The organism is Bradyrhizobium sp. SZCCHNR1051 (assembly GCF_032489615.1).
Lineage (GTDB): Bacteria > Pseudomonadota > Alphaproteobacteria > Rhizobiales > Xanthobacteraceae > Bradyrhizobium.
The window spans coordinates 175,258-201,707 of record NZ_JAUEYJ010000002.1 but is presented as its reverse complement, the minus strand read 5'-3'; the positions used below and the strand labels follow the sequence as shown (position 1 = coordinate 201,707).

Below are 26,450 nucleotides of genomic sequence, written 5' to 3'. Positions count from 1 at the left end.
GCAGGAGAGTTGTTCCATGTTGTTGCAGCCCCTCTGTTCGAGAACTCCCGCCGCAGGACCGGCCGGCGGCGGGAACTCGCGATCAGGTGAGATGCGCAGCTTCTTCGGCCTCGTCCTCGGCGGCGCCCCAATGCGAGGCGTCCTTGATGGTCGGATCGATGAGCTCGCCGCGCAGCAGCGCCAGCGGCGACTTCCAATACAGCGCGATGTTGTGGAACGGGTCGGTCAACACCTTGAAGGCCCAGATCAGGCCCGTCGAGACATCCTGCATTGCAAACAGCTGGATGACGCGAAACAGACCGCCGCCGATGCCGACCGCGAGCCAGAGCAGGCCGACGTGGCGGACGAAGTCCATCCGGCTGGCCGGCTCGGCGAACAGGCCGAACAGCGTCGGAAACGCGAACAGCGCCACCGGCACCAGACCCCACACCGTCAGCAGCACGATCTTGCGGGTCTGATTGTAGCCGACCTTGACCGCCTCCTTGTAGTCGTTGCTGACGCCGTTGACGTGGTCATAGCCGTTCGGTTCGAAGAAGAAGTGCCCGGTCTGCCGCGTCAGCATCGCGAGCCAGCCGACCAGGCCGGCCATCGCCGGATCCTTGAGCAGCAGCGCATAGCACACGAGGAAGATCACGGCGCTGACCAGGTGCAGCGTCTGATTGATCCGGCTCTGATGATAGTAGCGATAGTCGTCGAAGCGCTGCGTCTGCAGCGTCTTGTAGTAGCGCGACATGCGAATCCCCGTGCCGTTGTGGAACGAGGCGAAGACGTAGAGGCCTTCAGTGAAGGTGGCGTGACATTATGATGTTGTCACAATGAAACCGACCGGGAGCGGATCGGGAGCCGCAATGTGCGCGCAAGTGAGCGGACTCTGTGCCGGTGCACGACTCGCAGGCTGCTCTCTCTGTCTGCCGCAGAATGCGGAGAAACGGCTTTGATCCGGATCAAAGCCGGCTGCCGATTTGACGTGTTGCGGCCTGCATCAGCCGGCGGGCGACCTTGCCAGCCGGATCGCCTCGCTCAGGATCGCGCGGTCACCGATATGGTTGGCGAGCAGCAGCACCAGCCTGGCGTTCATGCGCAGGGCCTCGTCCTCGCTGAGGTCGCGCTGGCCGCCGATCAGCTCGGCATAGAAGTCGTCGGGATCGCTGATGTTCGGGGTGAGGGTCAGGCTCATGCCGCAAGCTCCTGCTGGACCGCGCCGCGCCTGCCGCAGGCGCGCCGGACCGCGTCCGTGATCGCGTTCTCGTCGAACTGCGGCCAGCGGGCGGTGACATATTGATCGGGACGGAACAGATAGGTCGTCCCGGGCGAGGCACCGTATCGTGCCGCGAGCAGGCCCTTGGCATCAGCGATCTCGCGGCCGACGACGATCACCCGCGCCGTGATGCCGTCGATGCTGAGCTGCTCGGCCGTGACGGCGTTGTCGAAGGTGACCACCGTGAAGCCGGAGCCGAGGCAGTTCAGCAACCAGCCGGGCTGTCCCGCGATCGTCACCGGCGCATCGGCGGCATTGGTGCCAGGCGTCATCGCCCCGGGGACGCTCCCGCCGTCAGGCGTGTTCAGCAACGACGCGACATAGGGCGTCGGCGTCGACAGCCGGCCGCTGTTGACCAGCGGCCGCGCAAAGCTGTGATTCTGTGCGAGGTCGAGCACGGCGTCGCGATAAAGGCGGCTGGCTTGCGTCTTCGGCGTGATGAAGTCGGTCGCCCGTGTCGAGTTCAGGATGTTGTCGTCGGCGGCAAAGGCGCGCTCCTCGTGATAGCTGTCGATCAGGCTCTCCGGCGCCTCGCCGCGCAGCACCAGCGCCAGCTTCCAGGCGAGGTTGTCGATGTCCTGCACGCCGGTGTTGGCGCCGCGGGCGCCGAACGGCGACACCTGGTGCGCCGCATCGCCCGCGAAGAGGACGCGGCCGTGACGGAAATTGTCGATCCGGCGGCAGGCGAACTGATAGATCGACACCCATTCCAGCTCGAATTCGGTGGTCTCGCCGAGCATCGCCCGGATGCGTGGGATCACGCGCTCGGGCTTTTTCTCTTCGTCCGGATTGGCGTCCCAGCCGAGCTGGAAGTCGATGCGCCAGATGTTGTCGGACTGGCGATGCAGCAGGACCGACTGTCCCGGATGGAACGGCGGATCGAACCAGAACCAGCGCTCGGTCGGATACTCCGCCTTCATCCTGACATCGGCGATCAAAAAGCGGTCCTGGAAGAACTGGCCCTTGAACTCTGCGCCGACCATGCGCCGGGTGTCAGAATTGGCGCCGTCACAGGCGATCACCCATTGCGCCTCCATGGTGAAGATGCCGTCCGGCGTCTCCACCGCGAGATCAGCGCAGTCGTCGGTCTGCTTCAGGCTGACCAGCCGATGCTTCCAGCGCAGATCGATCAGCGGAGTCCTGTTGCAGGCATCGACCAGAATCTCCTCGAGATAGTATTGTTGCAGGTTGATCATTGCCGGCCAGCGATGGTCGGGCTCGGGCAGCAAATCGAATTGATAAGAGAGCTGGTCGCGGAAGAAGACCTTGCCGATGTTCCAACTGACGCCCTTCTCGACCATCGGCGCGGCGCAACCGAGCCGATCCCAGATCTCGAGCGGGCGTTTGGCGTAGCACACGGCGCGGGAGCCGATGCTGACGGTATCGTTGTCATCGAGCACGACGACGGGCTGGCCGCGGGCGGCGAGATCGAGCGCCGCCGTCAGGCCGATCGGCCCGGCGCCGATCACGACGATCGGATGGCGGCGGGTCTCGCCGCTGCGCTGCTCCGCCGAGCAGACATAGGGAAATCGCGGATAGACATAGTTGCTCATGGCTGCCTCGCCTGGCGCGTTGCGGTCGGGACTGTCGGGACGAGCAATCGCTCAGTCGCTGCCTGCGAATTCCTTCTCGTGCATCCAGGCGGTGTGCCGCGGCGGCTTCTTGGTGGTCGCCCATTCGTCCACCATGGCGTGGGCGACCGACTTCATCCGTGCGATCTGGTCGGGCGTCGCGGTCCAGGCCGCGATCTCCAGCCGGTGGCCGCTCGGATCGTGGAAATAGATCGACTTGAAGATGGTGTGGTCGGTGATCCCGACGACGTCGAGGCCGGCGGCCTCCGCGCGTGCCTTCGCTTCCTCGAGCTCCTCCATGTCCTTGACCTGGAAGGCGATGTGCTGGGTCCATTCCGGGGTGTTGGGATCGCGTCCCATCGGCGGCGAGTTCGGCAGCTCGAAGAAGGCGAGGATATTACCGTTTCCCGCATCCAGGAAGATGTGCATGTACGGATCGGGCGCCTTGGTGGAGGGCACCTTGTCCTCGGCGATGGCGCCGAGCAGGTCCATGTTGAGGACCTTCTTGTAGAACTCGACCGTGGCCTTGGCGTCGACGCAGCGATAGGCGACGTGATGGATCTTCTCGATCTGCATGATTGTCCTCCCATGATCGTTGTTGGCAGAATAGTAACGAATGATACGATCGTTTGGCTTTGATCCAGATCAACCGGATCAGGATCGGATCGAGGTCGCCGGGATCGTTGGAAGGAACGAGGGGCAGAGGACGCAATGACAAAGCCGGTCACCGACATTCGCGACCGCAAGCAAGGCGAAGCGGCCACGGAGCGCGAGCTCCGGCTGCAGCGCTATTTTCCCTACCGGCTGGCCCGGCTCGCCGAACAGGTGTCGCTGGCGGTGGCGGAGGTCTATGCCGACCGCTTCGCGCTGTCGCGCCAGGAATGGCGGATCCTGGCGGCGCTCGGCGAGCAGCCGCGGTTGCCGACCAAGGAGATTGGCCGGCTGACGACGCTCGACAAGATGAACGTCAGCCGCGCCATGCAGAGCCTGGAGGCACGCGGCATCGTCAGCCGCAGCCGCGATCTCGCGGATGGACGGGAGCGGATCGTAGCGCTGACGGCCGCCGGCAGGGCGCTGTACCGCAGAATCGTGCCCCATGCGCTGGCGCGCGAGGCCGATCTGCTGAGCGTGCTTTCGGCCGCCGAGATCGCCACCCTGGACGCGGTCATCGACAAGCTGCTCGCGGCCGCCGAACGATCGGCCGGTGATCCCCCCGGTCGGAAGGCTTGATCGGTGCCGCCGCCGCGCTATATCGACGGTCTCTCTCCACCCTTGATAGCATGGGCCAACGCACGACGATGACCGACACCGCGACCGTTAGCCATTCCTTCCAGGCCGAAGTCTCCGAGCTGCTCCATCTGATGGTGCATTCGGTCTATTCCGAGACCGACATTTTCTTGCGCGAGCTGATTTCGAACGCCTCCGACGCCTGTGACAAGCTGCGTTACGAGGCGATCGCCAGGCCCGACCTGATCGGCGAGGGCGAGCCGCCGCAGATCCGCATCATTCCGAACAAGGCGGCGGATACGCTGACCATCGCCGACAGCGGCATCGGCATGGAGCGCCAGGAACTGATCGACCATCTCGGCACCATCGCCCGCTCCGGCACCAAGGCGTTCGTGCAGAAGCTGGCCGAGGCCAAGGACGGCACCGGCCTGATCGGCCAGTTCGGCGTCGGCTTCTACTCGGCCTTCATGGTCGCCGACCGCATCGTCGTCATCAGCCGGCGCGCCGGCGAGAACGACGTCTGGACCTGGACCTCCTCCGGCGGCGCCGGCTTCGAGGTCGCACCCGCGTCCGAGGAGGACGCCAAGCGGGTGGCGCGCGGCACGGAGATCGTGTTGCACCTCAAGGACGACGCCAGGAAGTATCTCGAAGCTTATGAGATCGAGCGCATCGTCACCGCCTATTCCGACAACATCCAGTTCCCGATCATGCTGGTGCCGGAGGAGGGCGAGCCGCGCCAGATCAACTCCGCCAGCGCCCTATGGCAGCGCTCGAAGTCCGAGCTGACGTCCGAGGATTACAGCAAGGCCTACAAGTCGATTGCGCACGCGTTCGACGAGCCGGCAATGACGCTGCACTACCGCGCCGAGGGCCGCTATTCCTATGCGGTGCTGCTGTTCGCGCCGTCGACCAAGCCGTTCGACCTGTTCGAGCCGGCGCGCAAGGGCAAGGTCAAGCTCTATGTCCGGCGCGTCTTCATCACCGACGACGCCGACCTGATGCCGGCCTATCTGCGCTTCATCCGCGGCGTGATCGACAGCGAGGACCTGCCGCTCAATTTGTCGCGCGAGATGCTGCAGAACAATCCGCAGCTCGCCCAGATCCGCAAGGCGGTGACGACGCGGGTGATCAGCGAATTGGAGCAGCTCGCCGACAAGGACGCCGAGAACTTCGACAAGATCTGGGATTCGTTCGGCGCCGTCATCAAGGAAGGCCTGTACGAGGATTTCGAGCGCCGCGACAAGCTGCTGGCGCTGTCGCGCTTCACCACGACATCAGGCGAGAAGCGCTCGCTGAAGCAGTATGTCGAGGGGCTCAAGGAGAATCAGACCGAGATCTATTTCCTGGTCGGTGACAGCATCGAGCGGCTGAAGTCCAATCCGCGGCTCGAGGCCGCCAAGGCGCGCGGCGTCGAGGTGCTGCTGCTCACCGATCCGGTCGATGCGTTCTGGACCTCGGCGAGGCTCGAATATGACGGCAAGCCGCTGAAGTCGCTGAGCCAGGGCGACATCAACTTCGATCCGATCCCGGTGACCGAGCCGAAGCCCGAGGACGAGGCACAGCCGGCCGCCGACGAGGCCAACACGATCGCACTGATCAAGACAAGCCTCGGCGACCACGTCACCGACGTGAAGGTCTCGACCCGGCTCACGACCAGCGCCTCGTGTTTGGTCGCCGGCAGCCATGGTCCCGACCGCGAGCTGGAGCGCATCCTGTCGCAGCAGGCGCGCGGCGCCCGCACCAAGCCGATTCTGGAGATCAATCTGCGCCATCCGCTGGTCGTCGCGGTCGCGAAGGCCGGCGCCGACAAGACCAAGGTCGACGACCTGTCGTTCCTGCTGCTCGAGCAGGCGCAGATTCTCGACGGCGAACTGCCGGAGGATCCGGCCGCGTTCGCGGCCCGGCTCAACCGGCTGGTGCTGCAGGGCGTCGCGGCGGCCTGAGGCAGGCGGGTCGCCGGGCGCGGAGGTCAGTTCTTCGCGCTCACCTGCGGGACCAGCTTGCGCCAGTGCATGATCTCGGCGCGGTAGGTCGCGGCATAGACGCCGACGTCGCCGGTGAGCGGCGTGGCGCCGACCTCCGCGAACTGCCTGCTGATGTCGGGATCGGCCAGCGCGGCGTTGATCTCGCGGTTGAGCAGCTCAACGATGGCTTCCGGCGTGCCGTGCGGCACTGCGACGCCATAGAAGCCGGAGGTTTCGAACGCCGGCAGCACGTCGGCGACCGGCGGCAGATCGGGGAAGGCGGCGGCGCGCTCGCGGGTCGAGACGGCCAGCGCCCGGACCTTGCCGCTGCGCAACAGGTCGACGGCGGAAGCGGCGTTGTCGAGCATCGCGTGGATGTGGCCGGAGGCGAGGTCGGTCAAGGCCGGCCCCGAGCCACGATAGTGCACAGTGGACCAGGTGATGCCGCCGAGGGTCCGGAACAGCTCGGCCGACAGCAGTTGCACGGTGCCGGGGCCGGCGGAGCCGACGCTGAGCGTGCCCGGGTTGGCCTTGGCATAGGCCAGGAATTCGGGCAGCGTCTTGACCGGCAGCTGCCGGCTGACCAGCAGCAGCAGCGGCATGCGCGCCATGCCCGCGACGGGGATGAGATCGCCGTCGGCGCCGGGCGGGCCGTCGGTCGAGGCCGTGATGACGTTGGCGGTCGAGGTCGCAAGGATCGTGTAACCGTCCGGCGGGGCGCTCGCGACGTTCTTGGTGGCGGTCGCGCCGCCCGCACCCGGCCGGTGATCGAGCACGAAGGGCTGGCCCAGTCGGCGGGTCAGCCGGTCGCAGATCAAGAGCGACAGCCGGCCGGTGGCCCCACCCGGAGCAAACGGAATGACCCAGGTGACAGGCTGAGCCGGATAGGGCGCATCAACTCCGGCGAACGCCGTGGTCGAAGTCATGGCTGCAACGCTGCTCCAGGCGGCGCAGCGCAGCAATGCGCGTCGTGTCATCGTGTCCTTGGGCATGCCGGCCTTCGCGTTGGCATGTTCTGGGAGCGGTACGCTAACCGGCATTTCCGAGAACTTCGTAAAGGATCGCATTCGCATCAACAGCGACGCACTCTCGGCCGGTTAACCCTCCCGGTTAACGGCTGGTCAGGCCGGTGGGCCTATAAGCGCCCCGGATTGAGGTGGGGGCAGTCATGAACTCCGAGCGGGCGGACCGGTCTGTGGAACTCAGCACGTCCCCTCGAAGGCCGTCGGCGGCAAAGATCTGGCTGAAGGCGATCGAGCTGACCTCGCGCATCGAGGCAGAGCCGGCGCGGCTGTTCGCCGACGTGGTGGACGACTGGGCTGCGAAGCAGCCCGAACGGCCGGCGCTCGTCTCCGATCGCGAGACGCTGAGCTATTCCGCCCTGTCTGCGCGCATCAACCAATACGCCCGTTGGGCGCTGGCCAACGGCATCGGGCCTGGTCACACGGTCGCTTTGATGATGCCGAGCCGGCCCGACTACCTGGCCGCCTGGCTTGGGATCAGCCGCGTCGGCGGCACGGTTGCGCTCATCAACACCAATCTGATCGGACCGTCGCTCGCGCATTGCATCAATGTGGCTCGGCCAGTCCATGTGATCGTCTCCAAGGACTTCCACGAAGCCTATACGGAGGTTGCGCCGGTGATCGCAGGCGGGCCGCGTGTCTGGGTTGCCGATGGCGGCGATCTCGACGTCGCGGTCGCCGCGATGGATACGCACGCGCTCGACGCAACTGAGCGCCGCGCCGTGACGATCAACGACCGCGCGCTGCTGATCTACACCTCCGGCACGACGGGCCTGCCCAAGGCCGCCAGCATCAGCCATCGCCGCATCATGAACTGGGGCGGCTGGTTTGCCGGCCTCACCGGTGCAGGTCCCGACGATCGCCTCTATGACTGTCTGCCTGTCTATCATTCCGTCGGCGGCATCGTCGCGCCCTGCAGCATGCTGCGCGCCGGCGGTGCGGCGGTGCTCGCCGAGAAATTCTCGGCGAGCAATTTTTGGCGCGACATCGTTCGTCACGATTGCACGCTGGTGCAATATATCGGCGAGCTCTGCCGCTACCTGCTGGCCGCCGCGCCATCCGATTTCGACAGCGCCCATCGGCTGCGGCTCGCCTGCGGCAACGGAATGCGCGGTGACGTCTGGGAGGCGTTCCAGGCGCGCTTCGTCATTCCCCAGGTGCTGGAATTCTATGCCGCGACCGAAGGCAACTTCTCACTCTACAATGTCGAGGGCAGGGTGGGATCGATCGGGCGCGTGCCGTCGCTGCTCGCGCATCGCTTTCCCGCCGAAATCATCAAGCTGGACGCCGACCAGCGCGCACCCTTGCGCGGACCCGATGGGCGGTGCCTGGTCTGCGCGCGCGGCGAGATCGGCGAAGCCATTGGCCGCATCGGTACGGCGGACCAGGGAGGCGGCCGCTTCGAGGGCTATACCGACACGGGCGAGACCGAGAAGAAGATCCTGCGCGACGTCTTCGCGAAGGGCGATGCCTGGTTCCGCACCGGCGACCTGATGCGCCAGGATGACCAAGGCTTCTTCTATTTCGTCGATCGCGTCGGCGACACCTTCCGCTGGAAGGGCGAGAACGTTGCGACCAGCGAGGTGAACGAGGCGATCCTGCAATGTCCCGGCGTGTTGGAAGCATCGACCTATGGTGTCGTCGTGCCGGGCAGCGATGGACGCGCCGGCATGGCGGCGCTCGTTGTCGGCGACAGCTTCGATCTCGATCGCCTCTCCGTAGAACTTGCCTGCCGGTTGCCGCCCTATGCGCGCCCGGTGGCGCTCCGCATCACGTCGTCGCTGCAGTCGACGGAGACCTTCAAGCAGAAGAAGCGGGAGCTGATGCGCGACGGCTTCGATCCGTCGATCGTGCACGAGCCGCTCTACGTGCGGGACGCCGGGACGGGTGCCTATTGCCTGCTCGATCGGGATATCCATGCGCGGATCCTCGCCGGCGAGGTTCGTTTGTAGATGATTTTAATCATAGGCCATGATGGGTATTTACCAACGGTCCCGAAAGATGGCTGGGAAGTCCGGCTTCCTTCACCTTCTCGTCCTATGGTCGGTTTCATCGTTTGAACAGTGAGCGGATTGGCCCATGTCGGTACGGTTAAGAATCATTGCAGCGATCAAGCAGATTGCGGACGAGCAGAAGGTCAAGCTGCCGCCGCTGACCGACGAGCTGACGTTGCACGAGACCGGCTTCGACTCGCTCGCTTTTGCCATCCTGGTCGCCCGTCTCGAGGACGATCTCGGCGTCGATCCGTTCACACTGTCCGAGGACGTGACGTTCCCCAACACGATAGGCGACTTCATCGGGGCCTATGAGAATGTCCCCGCGTGAGATCTTCGCCCTTCGCGACCATCTCGGGACCGCGCTGACCGAGCGGACGATCTCCGATCCGCGTCACGTCCTATCGCTCGCCGAGCTCTCGCGTGGAAGCTGCCTCGGCGGCCGCACCAAAGAGCTCAACGGACGTTCGGTGCTGCTGGCGACCTCCGGCCAGTTGCTCGCCGGCCTCGCGCTGATCGAGATCGACGGCGTCGCGCGGCGCCTGCTGTTGTGTCCGCCGGATCTCAAGGGCGAGCATCTCGCCAGCATCATCGCCGATGCGGACATCGACGTCATCGTGACCGATGAGGTCCAGCGTTTCGACGCCTGCGGCGTGGATCTCGTGATCGAGGTCGCCCTGTCGCAACCTTCTGTCGAGGTGGTGCAGACGGTGCGCGCCACCGAATGGCTGATGCTGACATCAGGCACATCGGGCGTGCCGAAGATTGTCGGGCATACGCTCGAGGGCCTGTGCGGCGCGATCATCGGCGACCGTCCAGGTCCTGGCGAAGCGATGCCGGTGTGGGCGACCTTCTACGACATTCGCCGCTATGGCGGCCTGCAGATCTTCCTGCGTGCCATCGTCGGCGGCGGCTCGATGGTGCTGTCGGATTCGGGCGAGGGTCTCACGGACCACATCGCGCGTCTCAACGCACGCGGCGTCACTCACATGTCCGGAACGCCGTCGCATTGGCGCAAGCTGCTGATGAGTGGGTCGGTGGAAGGCTTTGCGCCGCGCTATGTGCGTCTCTCCGGCGAGATCGCCGACCAGGCCGTGCTCGACGGATTGAAGCAGGCATTTCCCGACGCTTCGATCGGTCATGCCTACGCCTCGACGGAGGCCGGCGTCGGCTTCGCGGTCAATGATGGGCTGGAGGGTTTTCCTGCGACGCTGCTCGGCGAAGGCCGCGGTGCCGTCGACATGAAGGTCTTCGACGGCTCGCTGCGCATCCGCTCCAGGCGCGCGGCGCACGCCTATGTCGGACGCGCTGCGGCTGCCCTGACCGATACGGACGGCTATGTCGACACCGGCGACATGGTCGAGCTGCGCGGCGATCGCTACTACTTCGTCGGGCGCCGGAACGGCATCATCAATGTCGGCGGGCTCAAGGTCCATCCCGAAGAGATCGAAGCCGTGATCAATGGCCATCCCGAGGTGCGGATGTCGCGCGCCAAGTCGCGACGCAGCCCGATCACCGGCGGCATCGTCGTCGCCGAGGTCGTGCTGACGGCGGATGCCGATCCGGCGCGGAGTGAGACGGTTCGCAATGAGATCCTCGCCGCGTGTCGCGCGCGTCTCGCGGCTCACAAGGTGCCGGCGATGATCCGCGTCGTGCCAGCGCTCGACGTCACACCGGCCGGCAAGCTGGCGCGCGCCGATGCATAATGTTCTCGTCACCGGCGGCAGCCGTGGCATCGGGCTCGCCATCGCGCGCAGGCTCGCGGGAGCGGGCTATGACGTCATCGCGGTGGCCCGCCGGGAGAGCGACGAACTGCGCGCCGCGATGGCCGAGTTCAGCGCCAGCAGCGCCGGCATTCATTTCCGCGCCTGCGACCTCAGCGTCGTTGACGACCTTCCGGCCTTCGTGAAGTCGGTCCGCGACGAGTTCGGTCCGCTCTATGGTCTCGTCAACAATGCCGGTCTCGGCACTGAAGGGCTGCTCGCGACCATGCACAATTCGGAGATCGAGGCGCTGGTGCGGCTCAACGTGCTGGCGCCGATGATCCTGACGAAATACGTCGTTCGCCACATGATGGCCGCGGGCGAGGGGCGGGTGATCAACATCTCCTCGATCATCGCCTCTACCGGCTACAACGGCCTGTCCGTCTACGGCGCGACCAAGGCGGCCGCCAACGGCTTCACGCGCTCGTTGGCGCGCGAGGTCGGCAAGGTCGGCATCACCGTGAACGCGATCGCGCCGGGCTTCATCGCCACCGAGCTGACGCAGAGCATGGACGAGGAGCAACAGCGGCGCATCGCCGGCCGGAGCGCGTTGCGGCGGCTGCCGGAAACCGATGACGTGGCCGCGATGGTTGAATTCCTGCTCGGCGACGGCGGGCGCAATGTCACCGGCACCGTGCTGACGGTCGACGCAGGCAATACCGCCTGAGGCCATTTGCGGCGATCGGTCGCTCTTGCCGTTGATTTCGCTCAAGCGTCCGACGGGCGGCAGCAGCGATAGTGCCGGCGCAATCCGGAACCGGTATCCATGTTCGAGCGCATTCTGCGGTGGAGCCTCGTCGCAATCGCAATCGCGGGCCTCGCCGCGGGCGGGCTCGCGCATGTGGTCGGTCGCCCCGATCTTGCCGGGATCGCGTTCACGGCCTCGACCGTTCCTGTTATCCTCGGGCTGATCGTCTCGATCGTCCGCGATTTCCTGGCCGGCCGCATCGGCGTCGACGCGATTGCTCTGGTGTCGATGAGCGCGGCAATCATCCTCGGCGAGCCGCTGGCCGGCGCTGTCGTGGCGCTGATGTATGCTGGCGGCAACGTGCTGGAAGACATTGCCGTCGCCCGCGCTGAGCACGATCTGCGCGCGCTGGTCGATCGCGCGCCGCGCGAGGCGCATCGCCGCCGTGGCGACGACATCGACAACGTTCCGATCGCCAGCGTCGCGGTCGGTGATCGCCTGATGGTCCGCGCCGGCGAAATCATCCCGGTCGATGGCATGGTCGAAGCGACGATCGCCGTCGTCGACGAGTCGGCGCTCACGGGTGAGCCGATCCCGGTGACGAAGACGCGCGGGATGGCGATCCTTTCGGGATCGGTGAACGCCGGCGACACGTTCGAAATGGTGGTCACGGCCACCGCGGGCGAAAGCACCTATGCCGGCATCGTCAAGCTGGTGACGACGGCCCAGACCGCGAAGGCGCCGTTCGTGCGGCTTGCCGACCGCTATGCCCTGATCTTTCTGCCCGTCAGCCTCGCCATTGCGGCGGCCGCCTGGTTCGCCTCGGGCGATCTGATCCGGAGCCTCGCGGTGCTGGTCGCCGCGACGCCCTGCCCGTTGATCCTCGCCGCACCCGTGGCCTTCATCGCGGGGGTCGCGCAGGCCGCGCGCAGCGGCATCCTGGTCAAGGGCGGCGGCAAGCTGGAGGCGCTCGCGCGTGCCCATACCGTGCTGTTCGACAAGACGGGCACGCTGACCGTCGGCGGCGCGCGGCTGCTCTCGGTCGACGCGGCACCGGGCGAGGACGCCGATGCGGTACTGCTGCTCTGCGCATCGCTCGAGCAGGCCTCGCACCACGTGGTGGCGCACGCGATCGTTCAGGCCGGCCAGGCCCGCGGGCTGAAGCTGAAGGTGCCCGAACAGGTCAGGGAGACCATGGGCTCGGGCCTCGAAGGGCTGATCGATGGCCGCCCTGTGATGGCCGGCTCGCGCGACCTCGTGCTCGGCAGCCGCACGCCGCCGGCTTGGGCGGCGCGCGCGATCCGCCGGGCGTCATGGCGTTCAGCCCTGATCGTCTTCGTTGCCGTCGAGGGGCGCCCGATCGGGGCGCTGCTGCTGGCCGACGAGCTGCGTGCGGATACGCCGCGGGCGATCCGCTGGCTGCGCGAGGCCGGCATCGCGCGCATGGTCATGGTGACCGGGGACCGCGCCGCGGCCGCGCAGGCGATCGGTGCGGCGCTCGACCTCGACGCCGTGCTGGCGGACCGTGTCCCCTCCGACAAGGTGGAGGCGGTCAAGACCGAGCAGCGGCTGCATCCCACGATCATGGTCGGCGACGGCATCAACGATGCCCCTGCGCTGGCCTCCGCCGATGTCGGCATCGCGCTCGGCGCCCGTGGTGCCAGCGCCTCGTCGGAAGCAGCCGACGTGGTCATTCTTGCCGACCGGCTCGATCGGGTCGGCGAGGCGATCGTGATCGCGCAGCGCGCCCGGCGCATCGCCCTGGAGAGCATCTTCGTCGGCATGGGCCTGTCGTTTGTCGCGATGGGGGCCGCCGCCTTCGGCCTGCTGCAGCCGGTGCCTGCCGCCCTGGCCCAGGAGGCCATCGACGTCGCCGTCATCCTGAACGCGCTCCGCGCTTTGTTCCCGGCTGGCCGCAGCAAGGCCGGCCGGATCACGGCCGAAGACGGCCGCGGGCTCAGGCATGATCACCAGGCGTTGCTGCGCGGCCTCGACCGCCTGCGCTCGATCGTCGATGCGCTCGACGAGGCCTCGCCCGACGGCGCCGTCGCGCTGATCATGGAGGCGAACGGCCTGGTGCAGGACAAGGTCGTGGCGCATGAGCGCGACGACGAAGGCTCGGTCTATCCGAAGCTCGCGCGGCTCCTGCAGGAGAGCCATGGCCTGTCGGCGATGAGCCGGGCGCATCGCGAGATCCTGCATCTGGCGCGGCTGCTCGGCCGGCTGGTCGAGGATCTGCCGTCCGAGCATGTGGACCGCTATCTGATCCGCGATGCGCAACGGGTGATCGAGGCGATCGAGACGCTGGTGCGCATGCACACGGCGCAGGAGGACGACATCTACGAGGCCGTGGTGGCGCGCTCGGCCGCCTGAGCCGTTCGCGTCAGCCCGGATGCCGCGGCAGGTCGATCCGCTCGTTGGCAAATTCCGCGGGACCTTCGATCAGGCGGCGAATCCGCCGCTGGCGCTCGTCGGCCGCCAGGTTCGGGTCGAGCATCCGATCGATCAGCCGGATCGCATTCTGCTCGATGGCGACGGGATCCCGCGACGTGAGCTGCCCTGTTGCTGCCGGCCGCGATGCATGCAGGCCGATCGTGAGCAATTGGCCGATGGCGTCGGAGCGTGTCATCTGGTGGGCCTCCGCCCAGGCGTCGATCTCGGCGGTGAGCTCCTGGGACAGCTTCACCGCACTCACCGCATCATGCCCCAGCCGGACGGCCGGGCTGTGATCCCTGCGGACGTCGGAGAATGGCGTCATGTGTTTGCCGGACGTCATCTGCCTGTTGATCATATTAGCCTAAAATATGCGGGAGGGACTGGGATTTGATTTCGATCAAGGACGTTCTAAGAAAGCGGCTTCTCGCGGCGGTTCCGCCGCCGGATGCCACGCGTGTCGCTGCCGCCAGGCGGGCCACGGAGCACAATACCGCAGACAGTCGGCAAGCCCATGCGATTCCTCCACACCTTCCAGGTCTATGATTTCCTCGACACGCTCGTCAGCCTGTTCGCAGCTTTCGTGCTGGGGACGCTGATCGGCGCCGAGCGGCAATACCGGCAGCGCAGCGCCGGGCTGCGCACCAACGTGCTGGTGGCCGTCGGCGCGGCCGCCTTCGTCGACCTCGGCAACCGCCTCACCGGCGCCGACGGCGCGGTGCGGATCATCGCCTATGTGGTGTCGGGGATAGGCTTCCTCGGCGCCGGCACGATCATGAAGGAGGGCATGAACGTCCGCGGGCTCAACACCGCCGCGACGCTGTGGGCGTCCGCCGCGGTCGGCGCCTGCGCCGGCGCCGACCTGATCGCGCAATCGGTGGCGCTGACCGTGTTCGTGCTGGCCGGCAACACGCTGTTGCGGCCGCTGGTCAACGCGATCGATCGCATCCCGCTCAATGCGCAGACGTCGGAGGCGCACTACGAGATCGTCCTGACCACCGACGGGCTGCGCGCCGCCGAGTTGCGCGAGGCGCTCGACGAGCGGCTGGAGGCGGCCAAATACCCGGTGCGGGAGACCGAGGTCGTCTATCGGTCGGAGGACATCGTCGAGATCGTCGCGACGCTGGTGCCGCTCGCGGTCGATGCGGTCGATCTCGACCGCGTCGTGTCCGAGCTGGCGAAGCTCGCCGGGGTCCGTCATGCGACCTGGAACGTCAGAGCGCTGGTGTGACGGCATTGGCCGACCAGCATCGCCGCACCGGCGGCGGGGCGCTCGCCACACCTCGTGGCTGCCGGCCGCCGGCGGTCGTCGCAAGCTCCCCACCCACGTCATGGTTCGACATCCCCCGCATCGCTCATCGCGCCCAGGCGAAAGTTCCATGTCGCGCCTGAACCATCGCTGAATGCAACGCCCTCGGTCGCCCGGCGTGCGGCAGCTCCATCGTCAGTGCCCGCCGCGGGCGAAGATCTCGTAGAAGCCGAGCACGATCTCGCTGGCAATCAGGATGACGACGATCACCTCGAGCCGCAGCGAGCGCTTGGTGTCGATGATGTCGGCGAGCGTGGTCGCCGTCTCGGCGATCACCGCGAGCTTGCGGTTGAGGGTTTCCTCCCGTTCCTTCAGCTCATACTCGTCCTCGAGCCGCGCATAGAGCCGCTCCAGATCGGGCCGGTCCCACAACACGTCCGGCTTCTCGCCGACCGCCACGCGGCCGGAGACCCGGTGCTGCACCAGCAGCGCCTCGCCGAGCAGCCTGAGCATCGCCACCCGGCTCTTCGACGTTCGCCCCAGCATTGCCAGCTCGCGCGCGAACGGCTCGATCGTGTCGAACACGTTGGCGATCTCGCGCTCGCTGCGGCCGAGCACGACGCTCTTCGCCAGCGCATCGGCGACGATGAGCAGTCGTTCCAGCGACAATTCCTTGACCAGGACCGGGCCGCCGACCGGGATCGGTTCGTCGGATTCGCGCGCGACCTGGACCTTGGCCGTCTCCTCCTCGTGCGGCGCGATGGGGCCGAACAGCCGCGCGCTCAGCCGGTCGAGGAAGTTGATCTCCTCGGCCACCGACAGGCCGATGAAGACGACGACGCCATAGCGGAAGACCACGGCGACTCCCGTCTCGCCGATGCGGACCGCAAGCGGCGTCGCCGACAGCACCTGGCCTTCGAAGCCGGCGGTATTGATGCGGTCCGCGATCTGGAGCGCGCGGGCGGCGAGTTGTGGAACGGGTGAGGTGTCGGCCATGATGGCGAAAGGCTAGCACGTCATTGCCGATGGAACGATAACGCGGCGCAATCCGTCTGGCGACACGTCCGCTGCCGAATATCGCTCCCTGAACCCGCTTGACAGGAATGAACGTAGCTCCTCATTGGACGCGCACCCCGGACGGATGCCTCTCGATGTCGAAGACCAGCGCTGCGGACTACTATGCCTCGATTCCGGTGTTTCGCGGCTTTGCGCGCCTGATGGAGCCGCAGCTCTACCAGCCGGTGCCGGATGATTGGCTGATCGGCACGGCCGACATCGTCGAGTCGACCAAGGCGATCGCCGACAAGCGCTACAAGGCGGTCAACATGGCCGGGGCGGCGGTCATCGCCGCGGTCACCAATGCCTTGGAGGGGCGCGAATTCCCGTTCGTGTTCGGGGGCGATGGCGCCAGCTTCGCCGTCAGCCCGGATGACGAAGCGGCCGCGCGCGAAGCCCTTGCCTCCACCGCGACCTGGGTCAGGGAGGATCTCGCTCTCGCGATGCGCGTCGCCCTGGTGCCCGTGAGCGCGATCCGCGCGCAGGGGCTCGACGTCCGCGTGGCGCGCTACGGTCCATCGGCCAATCTGTCCTACGCGATGTTCGCGGGCGGCGGATTGGGCTGGGCCGAGACCGCGATGAAGCGGGGCGAGTTCGCGATTCCCCCGGCGCCGTCCGGTGCGCAGCCCGATCTGTCCGGACTCTCGTGCCGCTTCGAGGAGATTCCGGCGGCGCGCGGCGTCATCCTGTCGGTGCTGGTGCTGCCGGCTCCCGGCGCGGATGCGCAGGCCTATCGCAAGGTGATCGAGGAGATCATCACCCTCACCGAGCGCAGCCCCGACGCCGGGCGGCCGGTGCCAGCCGGCGCGCCGGCGTTGCGATGGCCGCCGCAGGGATTTGGCTACGAGGTCCGCGCCGCGCGCGGACCGCTGTTTTCGCGCTGGGCCCGCGTGCTCGGACGTACGTTGTTCGTCTATGCCGTGATGCGGTTCAACATCAGCATCGGCGGCTTCGTGCCGGATCTCTACAAGCAGCAGGTGGTCGAGAATTCCGACTTCCGCAAATATGACGATGCGCTGCGCATGATCCTCGACTGCACCGACGAGCTCGCGCAGGAGCTGGAGCGCCGGCTCGGCGCGGCGGCCTCGCGCGGCATCGTCCGCTACGGGCTGCATCGGCAGGATGCCGCGATGATGACCTGCTTCACGCCGTCCGCGATCCGGCCCGATCACGTCCACTTCATCGACGGCGCACGAGGCGGCTACGCGTCGGCTGCGACCGCGTTGAAAGCCGCGGTCGCCTGAGCGCGGATCAGCGGGAGCGGGTCCAGGTCTCGCCGCCGCACAGCGATCCGACGCAGCCTTCCACCTTCAGCGTATCCGGGCCGGAAACGGAGATGTGGCTGGTGTAGCTCTGGCCGTCATCGGCGTTGTAGATCTTGCCGGACCATTTGTTCGGCCCCTCCGGGTGAACGCCTTCGAACAGTTGCAGCCCGATGATCGGGCGGTTGGCCAGCGAGCGATTCGGATTCTTGTTGTCGACGGCCGGCTTGCCGGTGTCGGTGTCCATCGGCTCCTTCAGCCACACGACGGTGCCGCAGAGATTGGCGCCGCATTTGGCGACCTTGATCCTGGCGTCGCCCGCCTGGGTCAGCCAGGTGCCGGTCGGATCATCGGCGGCCAAAGCGGGCTGCGCCATCACGACGGTCGCCAGCGCAAGACCAGCCAAACGCAATTTCCAAATCATCTTACCCCCCGTTGAAGCCGCGTTTCCATAACAGCAAACGGCGCAGTTGCAATCGTCGAGGTGCGGTTGTCCAAGGCATGATCATCACGATCAGGTGCATTGCCGACGGGCCGTCTCAATCCCTTGTTCGATTGTCTCATGGCATGTGCCGGGAAATGGTTTTGACTGCCGCAACAAACTCCGCTGTCGTCCCGGCCCTTGAGCCGGGACCCATACCCCCAGGGAGCGGTTTGAGGCACGCCGGCCATTGGCTTTTCGCATCTCACGTCCGCCGCGGCGTATGGGTCCCGGATCGGCGCCATGCTGCGCTGGCGCGCGTCACGGCTTGTCCGGGACGACGACGGCGGGTGAGGCGGTTTCACGGTTCAAACAGCGATGGACATAGCTTTGCAGTCTCGCGGCCCTTCACGCCCGAGGTCTGCGATCATCGTGGCCCTTGCAAAAATGCAGAGGGCGCAGGGAATGCCGGGTGAAGGCCTCACCCATGGCCCGCCTGCTGAAAAAATGCAGGCGGCAGGTACCACAGGCAAAGCCGATTCAACCGGCATTCCCTGCGCGACGGTCTTCACGCTTATACGCAGTCTCCCTGGTGCGCCGGGCTTGTGGCCACCATCCCCAGCGCAATGCGTTCGCATTGCGCCAGGTTGATACCAGCATCGGGGTATCAGGACGCTGCGACTTCACGTCCGCAAGCTGCCGTTCGTCCGCACGCCGATAAGCATGCTGCGGCAGCAACGCGGCCATCGCATCCCCACCTCGCGTGTCGTGACGATCGCGCGCAACGCCCCTCTGCGGTGAGGCGGGATGCCGGGATACAATCATGATTTCTTAAAAAGCGCAAGGTGATTATTTTTTTCGGAAGACTGCCATGTGCTCCGCTGTCGTCCCGGCCTTGAGCCGGGACCCATACTCCGCAGCGGACATCATGGGCAAAGCGCCAATGACCCGCGTGCCTCAAACATCTCCCTGCGGGTATGGTCCCGGATCTGCGCGCGCGTGCCGCGCGCTTGTCCGGGACGACAGGGAAGAGCGGCCTCACCACGGCAGGCCGCAGAGGTCGATGGTGCCGCGCGTCGGCGCGGTGCGCTTGACGTCGTGCACGAGCGCAGACAGCGTGTCGAAGCGGATGCGGCCCTGCTCGGGCTGCTCGGCGTAGACGTCGCCGTCGAACGGAATGAAGCCGCGTGCCGTATAGAAGGGGATGCGATCCGCCGCGCAGAACAGGACGGCGTAGTTGATCGAGTCCTCGTGCCGCAGGGTCTGGATCGCCGCGTTCAGTCCCACCGTGGCGAGACCGCGGTTGCGCATGTCGGCGCGCGTCAAAACGCCGCCGATGCCGCCGACATTGACGTTCTGACCGTTCCATTTCACGAGTCGGCGATAGATGCCGACATGGCAGAGCACCTCGCCGCTCTCGTCCTGTACCAGCACCCGCAGGTCGGCATGCGCAAATGTGATACCTGCCCACGGTAATCCGGCGACCACCTCCGGCGGCCAAACCGCGTCGTAAAGCGGCTTGACCAGCGGCCAGGCGGCGTCACCATTCAATATGTCGATCTCGATGCTCATCAAAGCGGCTCGCTTTTTCCAAATTCACGGTGTTTTACGGTGTCGGAACCTTCTATAAGAAGGTCCCGTTAAATCCCGTCTTCCACAAGTTGCGGAACCGCCCCCATGACCTTTACGCTTCCCCCCCTGCCTTACGCCTATGAAGCCCTCGGACCCTACATGTCCAAGGAGACGCTCGAGTACCATCACGACAAGCATCATCAGGCCTATGTGACCAACGGCAACAATGCGATCAAGGGGACCGAATTCGAAGGCAAGTCCCTCGAGGAGATCGTCAAGGGCTCGTTCGGCAAGAACCCCGCGGTGTTCAACAATGCCGGCCAGCACTTCAACCACATCCATTTCTGGTCGTGGATGAAGCCGAACGGCGGCGGCTCCAAGCTGCCTGGCCGGCTCGAGAAGAAGATCGACGAGGATCTCGGCGGCTTCGAGAAATTCAAGGCCGACTTCGCGGCCGCCGGCGTCGGCCAGTTCGGCTCGGGCTGGTGCTGGCTCTCGGTCAAGAACGGCAAGCTCGAAATCTCCAAGACGCCGAACGGCGAGAACCCGCTGGTGCACGGCGCGACCCCGATCCTCGGCTGCGACGTCTGGGAACACTCCTACTACATCGACTATCGCAACCGTCGTCCCGACTATCTGAAGGCGTTCGTCGAGAACCTGATCAACTGGGACTACGTCGACGAGCTCTACGGCAAGGCGATCTGATTCCTCGCATGCGAGGTGCGGGCGGCGGCTTCGGCTCGCCGCCCTTTTTCATGCCCGACGCGGTTTGATGCGGGCGATCCTTGCAAGGCGGAAGCCTCTGCGGCAAAAGTTTTGCATCTTTTGTGGCAAGGGCAGGGCATCCATTGTCGCGATGTGGTCTGCAGGTGAGGTCCCGTGAATCAGCTGGTCGGATATTTTCTCGTTTTCTTTGGCGGCGGCTGCGGCGCATCGCTGCGGCACGCGATCAACATGGCGAGCGCCAGGGCGCTCGGCACCGACTTCCCCTACGGCACCTTCATCATCAATATCACTGGCTCCACCGTGATGGGCCTGATCGCCGGCTACCTCGCCTTCAAGGGCGAAGCGACCCAGCATTGGCGGCTGTTCCTGATGACCGGCATCCTCGGCGGCTACACCACGTTCTCGGCGTTCTCGCTCGACACCGCGCTGCTGTATGAGCGGGGTACGCTGGGCTTGGCCGCGCTGTATGTCCTGGGATCGGTCGGGATTTCGATCGCTGGCCTGTTCGGCGGCTTGGCCCTGGTGCGGTATCTTAGCTGACAAATTGGCTGCCGAGGGCAGGTCGATCGAGGGAGAGGCGCCTCCTCTCCACACCGTCGTGGCCGGGGCAAGCCAGGACAAGCCCAGGCATGACGAGAACCCAATTGGCAGCTCTGTCCTGGCGACCGCTTTATCGGAGAGCGGCGCGATCTCTCATCCGTCATTGCGAGCGCAGCGACGCAATCCAGAACCCCTCCGCGGAGGCAGCCTGGATCGCGTCGCTGCGCTCGCGATGACGAGTGCGTCGAAGACCTTCGGCCCCAGAAACACCCCCGGCCGCGGTGGACAGAGGTGATGTTATAATGTAACATTCTGACGAGATGACCCAGTCCGCCCTCCAGAGTCACAACCATGCGCACGGACATGGCCACGGCCATGCCCACAGCCACGGGCCTGCTGCGCCGCATCCGGCGCAGGCCGCGCCGTGGTCGATCCTGCGCATGCCCGTGACCACGCGGCTCGGCGCAGCGTTGGTCGCCAGCGCCGTGTTGTGGCTGATCATCTGGCTGGCGATGCGGTGACGACGGCAATGGCTCAGCTCCAATTTCGCGACGTGACCCTGGGCTATGACCGCCATCCGGCGGTGCATCACCTCACCGGTGAGGTCGCGACGGGCGCGCTGCTCGCGGTGGTCGGTCCCAACGGCGCCGGCAAGTCGACCCTGTTCCGCGGCATCGTCGGCCTGTTGAAGCCGCTCGCCGGCACCATCGCCGCGGCCGGCCTGAAGCCGCGCGAAATCGCTTATCTGCCGCAGATTGCCGATATCGACCGCTCCTTCCCGATCTCGGTGTTCGATTTCGTCAGCACCGGACTGTGGCGCAGCACCGGCATGTTCGGCGGCATCGGCGCGGCCGCGCGCGAGAAGATCGCGCATGCGATCGCGGCCGTCGGCCTCACCGGATTCGAAGGCCGCGGCATCGGCACGCTGTCGGGCGGCCAGATGCAGCGCATGCTGTTCGCGCGCGTGCTGCTGCAGGATGCCCGGGTGATCGTGCTCGACGAGCCGTTCAATGCGATGGATACGAAGACCTCGGCCGACCTGTTGCAACTGATCGAGCACTGGCATGGCGAGCGGCGCACCGTGCTGGCGGCGCTGCACGACATGGAGATGGTGCGCGCGCATTTCCCGCAGACCCTGCTGCTGGCGCGCGAGGCCGTGGCCTGGGGATCGACGGCGGAGGTGCTGACCGCCGACAATCTGTCGCAGGCGCGTCGGATGTGCGAGGCGTTCGACGATGCCGCCGCACCCTGCGTGCCCGCGCAAGCCTCCAAGGCGGCATGATGCTGCGCGAGGTGCTGTTCGCTCCGTTCTCGGATTTCGAGTTCATGCGCCGCGCGCTCGCCGCGGTCATCGCGCTGTCGCTCGGCTCCGGGCCGATCGGCGTATTCCTGATGCTCAGGCGCATGAGCCTGGTCGGCGACGCCATGGCACATGCGATTCTTCCCGGCGCGGCGATCGGTTTCCTGCTGTCGGGGCTCAATTTGTTCGCGATGACGACCGGCGGCCTGATCGCCGGCTTCGCCGTGGCGCTGCTATCGGGCCTCGTGTCGCGCTCGACCGGGCTGAAGGAGGACGCGTCGCTCGCGACCTTCTATCTGGCGTCACTCGCGATCGGCGTCACCATCGTCTCGGTCAAGGGCACCAACGTCGATCTCTTGCACGTGCTGTTCGGCAACATCCTGGCGATGGACGACCCGACTTTGCTGATGGTCGCGACCAACGCCACCATCACGCTCGTGGTGCTCGCCGTGATCTACCGCCCGCTGGTGGTGGAGAGCGTCGATCCCTTGTTCCTGCGCACGGTGAGCCGGGCCGGTGCGCCGGCGCATCTGATCTTCCTCGCCCTGATCGTCGTCAATCTGGTCAATGGATTCCAGGCGCTGGGCACCTTGCTTGCGGTCGGCCTGATGATCCTGCCGGCGGGGATCGCCCGGTTCTGGTCGCGCGACGTCACGCCGATGATCTGCATCGCGGTCGCGTCTGCGATCGTCTCCGGCTATGTCGGTCTGGTGCTGTCGTTCCAGACCCGCATTCCCTCGGGGCCTGCGATCATCCTGGTCGCGTCCTTGCTCTATCTCGGCTCGGTACTGTTCGGACGCGTGGGCGGCGTGCTTCCGCAACTGTTTCCGGGACGCCATCTCGAAGCTTGAAGTCGATGCCCATGAAACGCCTGCTGTCCGCGCTGAGCCTGCTCTTCGGCCTTGTTCTGATTGTCCCCGCATCGGCCGAGACCCGGCTGAACGTCGTCACCAGCTTCTCGATTCTCGCTGATTTCGTCCGCCAGGTCGGCGGTGACAAGGTCAATGTCGCCTCGCTGGTCGGGCCGGACAGCGACGTGCACGTCTACACGCCGACGCCGCATGATGCGAAGGATGTCGGCGCCGCGCAGCTCCTGATCGTCAACGGCCTCGGGCTGGAGGGCTGGCTGCCGCGGCTGCAGCAGGCCTCCGGCAGCAAGGCGCCGATCGTCGTCGCCACCCAGGGCATCACCCCGCGCAAGCGCGGCTCGGATGCTGATCCGCACGCCTGGCAGTCGGTCGGCAACGCCAAGGCCTATGTGAAGAACATCCGCGATGCGCTGGTCGCGGCCGACCCCGCAGACGCGGAAGTCTTCAAGGCCAATGCGGAGCGCTATCTCGGCGAGCTCGATGCACTCGACCGCGAGGTCCGCGCCGAGATCGACAAGATCCCGGCCGAGCGGCGCAAGGTGATCTCGACCCATGACGCCTTCGGTTATTTCGCCGATGCCTATGGCGTCGCCTTCATCGCCCCGCTCGGCGTCTCCACCGAGACCGAGCCGTCGGCCCGCGACGTCGCCGAGATCATCCGCCAAGTGAAAAAAGCGGGGATTCCGGCCGTCTTCCTGGAGAATTTCAACGACGACCGGCTGGTCGGCCGGATCGCCGCCGAGACCGGCGCGAAGATTGGCGGGACGCTGTATTCCGACGCCCTGAGCGATGAAAAGGGCCCCGTTCCCACTTACATTGCCATGGTCAGGCACAATATAAGGGCCCTGACGAGCGCGCTGGTCCGTTAGGGTTTTCGAGCCCTCGCGGCGGTGCGCTTTTGAGCCATTTTCGACGCGATCTGAGGTTTTCGGAGTGAGCATGTCCGACGCGAGCAAGACACCAGTGACGGTCCTGACCGGCTATCTCGGGGCCGGCAAGACCACGCTTCTGAACCGCATCCTCTCGGAAGACCACGGCAAGAAATACGCCGTCATCGTCAACGAATTCGGCGAGATCGGCATCGACAACGACCTCATCGTCGGCGCCGATGAGGAAGTGTTCGAGATGAACAACGGCTGCATCTGCTGCACCGTGCGCGGCGATCTCGTGCGCATCATCTCCGGCCTGATGCGGCGCAAGGGCAAGTTCGACGCCATCATCGTCGAGACCACCGGGCTGGCCGATCCGGCGCCGGTGGCGCAGACCTTCTTCGTCGACGAGGACGTGCAGAAGAACGCGCGGCTCGACGCGGTCGTGACGGTGGCCGACGCGAAGTGGCTGTCGGACCGGCTCAAGGATGCGCCGGAGGCGAAGAACCAGATCGCGTTTGCCGACGTGATCGTGCTCAACAAGACCGATCTCGTCACCAAGCCGGAGCTCGCCGAGGTCGAGGCGCGCATCCGCGCCATCAACCCCTACGCAAAGCTGCATCGCACCGAGCGCTGCCAGATCGCGATCTCGGACGTGCTGGAGCGCGGCGCGTTCGATCTCGACCGCATTCTGGAGATCGAGCCGCAATTCCTCGAAGCGGGCGACGATCACGATCATCACCACCATGATCACGACCACGGCCATGATCACCATCATCATCACGATCACGGCCTGAAGCACTATCACGACGAGGAGATGCAGTCGCTGTCACTGCGCTCCGACAAGCCGCTCGATCCGTCGAAATTCATGCCGTGGCTGCAGAACCTGGTGCAGACCGAGGGCGGCAAGATCCTGCGCTCCAAGGGCATCCTGTCGTTTCAGGACGATGACGACCGCTACGTCTTCCAGGGCGTGCACATGATGCTCGAAGGCGATCATCAGCGGAAGTGGAAGCCCGACGAGGCGCGCCAGAGCCGCGTCGTCTTCATCGGCCGCGAGCTGCCGGAAGACGCCATCCGCGAAGGCTTCGAACGCTGCATCGTGACCTGATGACGTCGTTCGACCAGGGCGGCGAGGCCGCATCGATCGTCTCCGTCACCGACAAGGTGAAGCCGGTCTCGCTCGGCATGGCGGTCACGGCCGTGCACTATCTCGGCGATCGTGCCGTCTTCGTCGGCACCGAGGAGAGCGTCGCGGTCGTCGACGGCGAGGGTGAGATCAGCAAGGTCGAGGTGTCAGGCGGCGGCATCCTGTCGGCGGTGTCGGACGGATCGCGCATCGTGATCGGCGGCGATGACGGCAAGGTTTCCTCGCTCGACAAGGCGGGCAGCGTCAGCGTGCTCGTGACCGATCCGAAGCGGCGCTGGATCGACAACGTCGCGCTTCATCCGGACGGTGCGATCGCCTGGTCGGTCGGCAAGACCGCGTTCGTGCGTCAGCCCAAGGGCGAGGAGAAGTCGCTCGAGGTGCCCTCGACCGCGGGCGGACTTGCGTTTGCGCCGAAGGGCCTGCGGCTCGCGATCGCGCATTACAACGGCGCGACCTTGTGGTTTCCCAACATGGCGGGCGAGCCGGAATTTTTAGGATGGGCCGGCTCGCATCACGCCGTCACTTTCAGCCCGGACAACAAGTTCCTGGTCACCGCGATGCATGAGCCGGCGCTGCATGGCTGGCGACTCGCGGATAGCAGGCACATGCGGATGACTGGCTACCCCTCGCGGGTGAAGTCGATGTCCTGGGGCAGCGGCGGCCGTTTCCTGGCGACCTCGGGGGCCGACATGGTCATCCTCTGGCCGTTCGTCGGCAAGGACGGCCCGATGGGCAAGGAGCCGGCGATGCTGGCGCCCATGAAGGCCAAGGTCACTGCGGTCGCCTGCCATCCCAAGCAGGACATCCTGGCCTGCGGCTACGAGGACGGCACCGTGCTGATGGTGCGGATGCAGGACGGCGCCGAGATCCTGGTGCGGCGGAATGAGACGCCGCCGATCGTGGCGCTGGGCTGGAATGCCGCGGGAACGTGGCTCGCATTCTCGGACGAAAGCGGCGAGGCCGGCCTACTGCGGCTCTGATGGGACACAGGGGCGCAGGCTCCGATGGAACCCCACAGGCGCGTGACCGTTGTTCCGCACATCACAGGATGCGGATGACAAGCCATGGCCTCGATCAATAGCAAACAGACGTTGCGCAGGGACCTGCTGCTGGCAGCTGGCCTGCTCGGCCTGGGCGCGCTGGTGGCCATCATCTCGCTGACCGAGATCAAGGCCAATCATCTCGACCAGATCGCGCAGGCGACGCCCTCAGCCTCGCCTGAGCCGTCAGCGACACCGGCCGAGTCCAAGCCCGGCGGCACCCGCCCGACCACGCCGGCGCCAGAGCCCGCGCGCCCTGACGTGGAAGCTCAAAAGGAAGGCGCGAAGCCGGCGCTGCCGCCAGCCCCGGCCGAGAAGATCGCGCCGACGATGGAGCGGAAGTAGCTGGAGAGGCCCAAACGCGGCCACAAATTCCGCTGTCGTCCCGGCGAACGCCGGGACCCATAACCCCAGGACGTCGTTCGAGGCAGGCTGTTAGCTCCATCTCCCGTCTCATACCCGCCGGGGAGTATGGG

The 26,450-nt window shown here is 66.0% G+C and carries 27 protein-coding genes; 18 read left to right on the top strand and 9 right to left on the bottom strand.

All coding sequences use genetic code 11. From position 1 onward, the window contains the following. Positions 1–82 precede the first annotated feature (82 nt). From QW868_RS02910 to QW868_RS02895, 4 genes are all read right to left on the bottom strand, one after another. Complete coding sequence (locus QW868_RS02910) at positions 83–733, bottom strand: Mpo1-like protein (RefSeq protein ID WP_316229881.1); 651 nt, start codon at positions 731–733, stop codon at positions 83–85. Between the two features lie 249 nt (positions 734–982). Then, on the bottom strand, positions 983–1,177 hold the full coding sequence (locus QW868_RS02905; protein WP_315736424.1) for a DUF2783 domain-containing protein: 195 nt from the start codon (positions 1,175–1,177) through the stop codon (positions 983–985). Next, positions 1,174–2,811 (bottom strand): FAD-dependent oxidoreductase, encoded by a 1,638-nt coding sequence (locus QW868_RS02900; protein WP_316229880.1) that lies wholly within the window; start codon positions 2,809–2,811, stop codon positions 1,174–1,176. The genes QW868_RS02905 and QW868_RS02900 overlap by 4 nt, the downstream gene beginning before the upstream one ends. Positions 2,812–2,862: 51 nt before the next feature. After that, complete coding sequence (locus QW868_RS02895; RefSeq protein ID WP_315736426.1) at positions 2,863–3,405, bottom strand: VOC family protein; 543 nt, start codon at positions 3,403–3,405, stop codon at positions 2,863–2,865. Positions 3,406–3,540: 135 nt separating this feature from the next. Here QW868_RS02895 and QW868_RS02890 point away from each other — a divergent pair, with 135 nt between their 5' ends. Together QW868_RS02890 and htpG are read left to right on the top strand one after the other, a co-directional pair. Further along, positions 3,541–4,059 carry a MarR family winged helix-turn-helix transcriptional regulator gene (locus tag QW868_RS02890; protein WP_315736427.1) on the top strand — a complete coding sequence of 173 codons (519 nt, stop codon included), beginning with the start codon at positions 3,541–3,543 and terminating at the stop codon, positions 4,057–4,059. Between the two features lie 68 nt (positions 4,060–4,127). Next, positions 4,128–5,999, top strand: coding sequence for a molecular chaperone HtpG (gene htpG, locus QW868_RS02885; protein ID WP_410051276.1), 1,872 nt, complete (start codon positions 4,128–4,130; stop codon positions 5,997–5,999). 26 nt (positions 6,000–6,025) lie between these two features. Here htpG and QW868_RS02880 read toward each other — a convergent pair whose 3' ends face one another. Then, entirely contained in the window at positions 6,026–7,012 is a 987-nt protein-coding gene (locus tag QW868_RS02880; RefSeq protein ID WP_316229878.1) for a tripartite tricarboxylate transporter substrate binding protein, read from the bottom strand. Between the two features lie 176 nt (positions 7,013–7,188). On the opposite strand from QW868_RS02880, the gene QW868_RS02875 reads away from it, so the two are divergent. From QW868_RS02875 to QW868_RS02855, 5 genes are all read left to right on the top strand, one after another. Beyond that, positions 7,189–8,994, top strand: a complete 1,806-nt coding sequence (locus QW868_RS02875) for a long-chain-acyl-CoA synthetase (RefSeq protein WP_316229877.1) — start codon at positions 7,189–7,191, stop codon at positions 8,992–8,994. 127 nt (positions 8,995–9,121) lie between these two features. After that, complete coding sequence (locus tag QW868_RS02870; RefSeq protein ID WP_315716519.1) at positions 9,122–9,367, top strand: acyl carrier protein; 246 nt, start codon at positions 9,122–9,124, stop codon at positions 9,365–9,367. Then, complete coding sequence (locus QW868_RS02865) at positions 9,354–10,742, top strand: AMP-binding protein (RefSeq protein ID WP_316229876.1); 1,389 nt, start codon at positions 9,354–9,356, stop codon at positions 10,740–10,742. Before QW868_RS02870 ends, QW868_RS02865 begins: the two co-directional genes overlap by 14 nt. Beyond that, a complete protein-coding gene (locus tag QW868_RS02860) occupies positions 10,735–11,466 on the top strand; it encodes an SDR family NAD(P)-dependent oxidoreductase (RefSeq protein WP_315736432.1) in 732 nt (243 codons plus the stop codon). The genes QW868_RS02865 and QW868_RS02860 overlap by 8 nt, the downstream gene beginning before the upstream one ends. 99 nt (positions 11,467–11,565) lie before the next feature. Beyond that, on the top strand, positions 11,566–13,860 hold the full coding sequence (locus QW868_RS02855; protein ID WP_315779202.1) for a heavy metal translocating P-type ATPase: 2,295 nt from the start codon (positions 11,566–11,568) through the stop codon (positions 13,858–13,860). A gap of 10 nt (positions 13,861–13,870) precedes the next feature. Here the strand turns inward: QW868_RS02855 and QW868_RS02850 are convergent, their stop codons facing one another. After that, a complete protein-coding gene (locus QW868_RS02850) occupies positions 13,871–14,278 on the bottom strand; it encodes a hypothetical protein (RefSeq protein WP_315736434.1) in 408 nt (135 codons plus the stop codon). A gap of 156 nt (positions 14,279–14,434) precedes the next feature. Between QW868_RS02850 and QW868_RS02845 the strand changes: the two genes are divergently transcribed. Next, positions 14,435–15,151 carry an MgtC/SapB family protein gene (locus tag QW868_RS02845; RefSeq protein ID WP_316229875.1) on the top strand — a complete coding sequence of 239 codons (717 nt, stop codon included), beginning with the start codon at positions 14,435–14,437 and terminating at the stop codon, positions 15,149–15,151. Between the two features lie 213 nt (positions 15,152–15,364). Here the strand turns inward: QW868_RS02845 and QW868_RS02840 are convergent, their stop codons facing one another. Continuing rightward, complete coding sequence (locus QW868_RS02840) at positions 15,365–16,165, bottom strand: RMD1 family protein (protein ID WP_316229874.1); 801 nt, start codon at positions 16,163–16,165, stop codon at positions 15,365–15,367. Between the two features lie 155 nt (positions 16,166–16,320). Between QW868_RS02840 and QW868_RS02835 the strand changes: the two genes are divergently transcribed. After that, a complete protein-coding gene (locus QW868_RS02835) occupies positions 16,321–17,469 on the top strand; it encodes a DUF3095 domain-containing protein (RefSeq protein WP_316229873.1) in 1,149 nt (382 codons plus the stop codon). A 7-nt stretch (positions 17,470–17,476) separates the two neighbouring features. On the opposite strand, the gene QW868_RS02830 is transcribed toward QW868_RS02835, so the two are convergent. Beyond that, complete coding sequence (locus QW868_RS02830; protein WP_315736438.1) at positions 17,477–17,911, bottom strand: DUF2147 domain-containing protein; 435 nt, start codon at positions 17,909–17,911, stop codon at positions 17,477–17,479. A 1,035-nt stretch (positions 17,912–18,946) separates the two neighbouring features. Next, positions 18,947–19,480, bottom strand: coding sequence for a GNAT family N-acetyltransferase (locus QW868_RS02825; RefSeq protein WP_315736439.1), 534 nt, complete (start codon positions 19,478–19,480; stop codon positions 18,947–18,949). Between the two features lie 105 nt (positions 19,481–19,585). Here QW868_RS02825 and QW868_RS02820 point away from each other — a divergent pair, with 105 nt between their 5' ends. From QW868_RS02820 to QW868_RS02780, 9 genes are all read left to right on the top strand, one after another. Continuing rightward, the gene (locus tag QW868_RS02820; RefSeq protein WP_315753699.1) at positions 19,586–20,185 is read left to right on the top strand and encodes a superoxide dismutase; all 600 of its coding nucleotides are present in this window, start codon (positions 19,586–19,588) and stop codon (positions 20,183–20,185) included. A gap of 174 nt (positions 20,186–20,359) precedes the next feature. Next, on the top strand, positions 20,360–20,746 hold the full coding sequence (gene crcB / locus QW868_RS02815) for a fluoride efflux transporter CrcB (RefSeq protein ID WP_315813734.1): 387 nt from the start codon (positions 20,360–20,362) through the stop codon (positions 20,744–20,746). A 320-nt stretch (positions 20,747–21,066) separates the two neighbouring features. Further along, positions 21,067–21,267 carry a hypothetical protein gene (locus QW868_RS02810; RefSeq protein ID WP_316229872.1) on the top strand — a complete coding sequence of 67 codons (201 nt, stop codon included), beginning with the start codon at positions 21,067–21,069 and terminating at the stop codon, positions 21,265–21,267. An 8-nt stretch (positions 21,268–21,275) separates the two neighbouring features. Further along, entirely contained in the window at positions 21,276–22,028 is a 753-nt protein-coding gene (locus QW868_RS02805; protein ID WP_316229871.1) for an ABC transporter ATP-binding protein, read from the top strand. Beyond that, positions 22,025–22,897, top strand: a complete 873-nt coding sequence (locus tag QW868_RS02800; RefSeq protein ID WP_409999051.1) for a metal ABC transporter permease — start codon at positions 22,025–22,027, stop codon at positions 22,895–22,897. Before QW868_RS02805 ends, QW868_RS02800 begins: the two co-directional genes overlap by 4 nt. A gap of 11 nt (positions 22,898–22,908) precedes the next feature. Further along, entirely contained in the window at positions 22,909–23,784 is an 876-nt protein-coding gene (locus QW868_RS02795; RefSeq protein ID WP_315736443.1) for a metal ABC transporter substrate-binding protein, read from the top strand. Positions 23,785–23,854: 70 nt separating this feature from the next. Next, positions 23,855–24,895 carry a CobW family GTP-binding protein gene (locus QW868_RS02790; RefSeq protein WP_409997649.1) on the top strand — a complete coding sequence of 347 codons (1,041 nt, stop codon included), beginning with the start codon at positions 23,855–23,857 and terminating at the stop codon, positions 24,893–24,895. Then, positions 24,895–25,914 carry a WD40 repeat domain-containing protein gene (locus QW868_RS02785; protein ID WP_316229870.1) on the top strand — a complete coding sequence of 340 codons (1,020 nt, stop codon included), beginning with the start codon at positions 24,895–24,897 and terminating at the stop codon, positions 25,912–25,914. Before QW868_RS02790 ends, QW868_RS02785 begins: the two co-directional genes overlap by 1 nt. Before the next feature lie 84 nt (positions 25,915–25,998). Then, the gene (locus QW868_RS02780) at positions 25,999–26,319 is read left to right on the top strand and encodes a hypothetical protein (RefSeq protein WP_316229869.1); all 321 of its coding nucleotides are present in this window, start codon (positions 25,999–26,001) and stop codon (positions 26,317–26,319) included. Positions 26,320–26,450 lie beyond the last annotated feature (131 nt).

Coding starts and splice junctions, on each gene's coding strand:
- htpG (WP_410051276.1), top strand. CDS start 4,128: ATGACCGACACCGCGACCGTTAGCCATTCCTTCCAGGCCGAAGTCTCC.
- QW868_RS02785 (WP_316229870.1), top strand. CDS start 24,895: ATGACGTCGTTCGACCAGGGCGGCGAGGCCGCATCGATCGTCTCCGTC.
- QW868_RS02800 (WP_409999051.1), top strand. CDS start 22,025: ATGATGCTGCGCGAGGTGCTGTTCGCTCCGTTCTCGGATTTCGAGTTC.
- QW868_RS02845 (WP_316229875.1), top strand. CDS start 14,435: ATGCGATTCCTCCACACCTTCCAGGTCTATGATTTCCTCGACACGCTC.
- QW868_RS02810 (WP_316229872.1), top strand. CDS start 21,067: ATGACCCAGTCCGCCCTCCAGAGTCACAACCATGCGCACGGACATGGC.
- QW868_RS02825 (WP_315736439.1), bottom strand. CDS start 19,480: ATGAGCATCGAGATCGACATATTGAATGGTGACGCCGCCTGGCCGCTG.
- QW868_RS02880 (WP_316229878.1), bottom strand. CDS start 7,012: ATGCCCAAGGACACGATGACACGACGCGCATTGCTGCGCTGCGCCGCC.
- QW868_RS02905 (WP_315736424.1), bottom strand. CDS start 1,177: ATGAGCCTGACCCTCACCCCGAACATCAGCGATCCCGACGACTTCTAT.
- QW868_RS02870 (WP_315716519.1), top strand. CDS start 9,122: ATGTCGGTACGGTTAAGAATCATTGCAGCGATCAAGCAGATTGCGGAC.
- QW868_RS02820 (WP_315753699.1), top strand. CDS start 19,586: ATGACCTTTACGCTTCCCCCCCTGCCTTACGCCTATGAAGCCCTCGGA.
- QW868_RS02840 (WP_316229874.1), bottom strand. CDS start 16,165: ATGGCCGACACCTCACCCGTTCCACAACTCGCCGCCCGCGCGCTCCAG.
- QW868_RS02835 (WP_316229873.1), top strand. CDS start 16,321: ATGTCGAAGACCAGCGCTGCGGACTACTATGCCTCGATTCCGGTGTTT.
- QW868_RS02805 (WP_316229871.1), top strand. CDS start 21,276: ATGGCTCAGCTCCAATTTCGCGACGTGACCCTGGGCTATGACCGCCAT.
- QW868_RS02860 (WP_315736432.1), top strand. CDS start 10,735: ATGCATAATGTTCTCGTCACCGGCGGCAGCCGTGGCATCGGGCTCGCC.
- QW868_RS02890 (WP_315736427.1), top strand. CDS start 3,541: ATGACAAAGCCGGTCACCGACATTCGCGACCGCAAGCAAGGCGAAGCG.
- QW868_RS02900 (WP_316229880.1), bottom strand. CDS start 2,811: ATGAGCAACTATGTCTATCCGCGATTTCCCTATGTCTGCTCGGCGGAG.
- QW868_RS02830 (WP_315736438.1), bottom strand. CDS start 17,911: ATGATTTGGAAATTGCGTTTGGCTGGTCTTGCGCTGGCGACCGTCGTG.
- QW868_RS02795 (WP_315736443.1), top strand. CDS start 22,909: ATGAAACGCCTGCTGTCCGCGCTGAGCCTGCTCTTCGGCCTTGTTCTG.
- QW868_RS02875 (WP_316229877.1), top strand. CDS start 7,189: ATGAACTCCGAGCGGGCGGACCGGTCTGTGGAACTCAGCACGTCCCCT.
- QW868_RS02865 (WP_316229876.1), top strand. CDS start 9,354: ATGTCCCCGCGTGAGATCTTCGCCCTTCGCGACCATCTCGGGACCGCG.
- QW868_RS02895 (WP_315736426.1), bottom strand. CDS start 3,405: ATGCAGATCGAGAAGATCCATCACGTCGCCTATCGCTGCGTCGACGCC.
- QW868_RS02855 (WP_315779202.1), top strand. CDS start 11,566: ATGTTCGAGCGCATTCTGCGGTGGAGCCTCGTCGCAATCGCAATCGCG.
- QW868_RS02910 (WP_316229881.1), bottom strand. CDS start 733: ATGTCGCGCTACTACAAGACGCTGCAGACGCAGCGCTTCGACGACTAT.
- QW868_RS02850 (WP_315736434.1), bottom strand. CDS start 14,278: ATGATCAACAGGCAGATGACGTCCGGCAAACACATGACGCCATTCTCC.
- QW868_RS02780 (WP_316229869.1), top strand. CDS start 25,999: ATGGCCTCGATCAATAGCAAACAGACGTTGCGCAGGGACCTGCTGCTG.
- QW868_RS02790 (WP_409997649.1), top strand. CDS start 23,855: ATGTCCGACGCGAGCAAGACACCAGTGACGGTCCTGACCGGCTATCTC.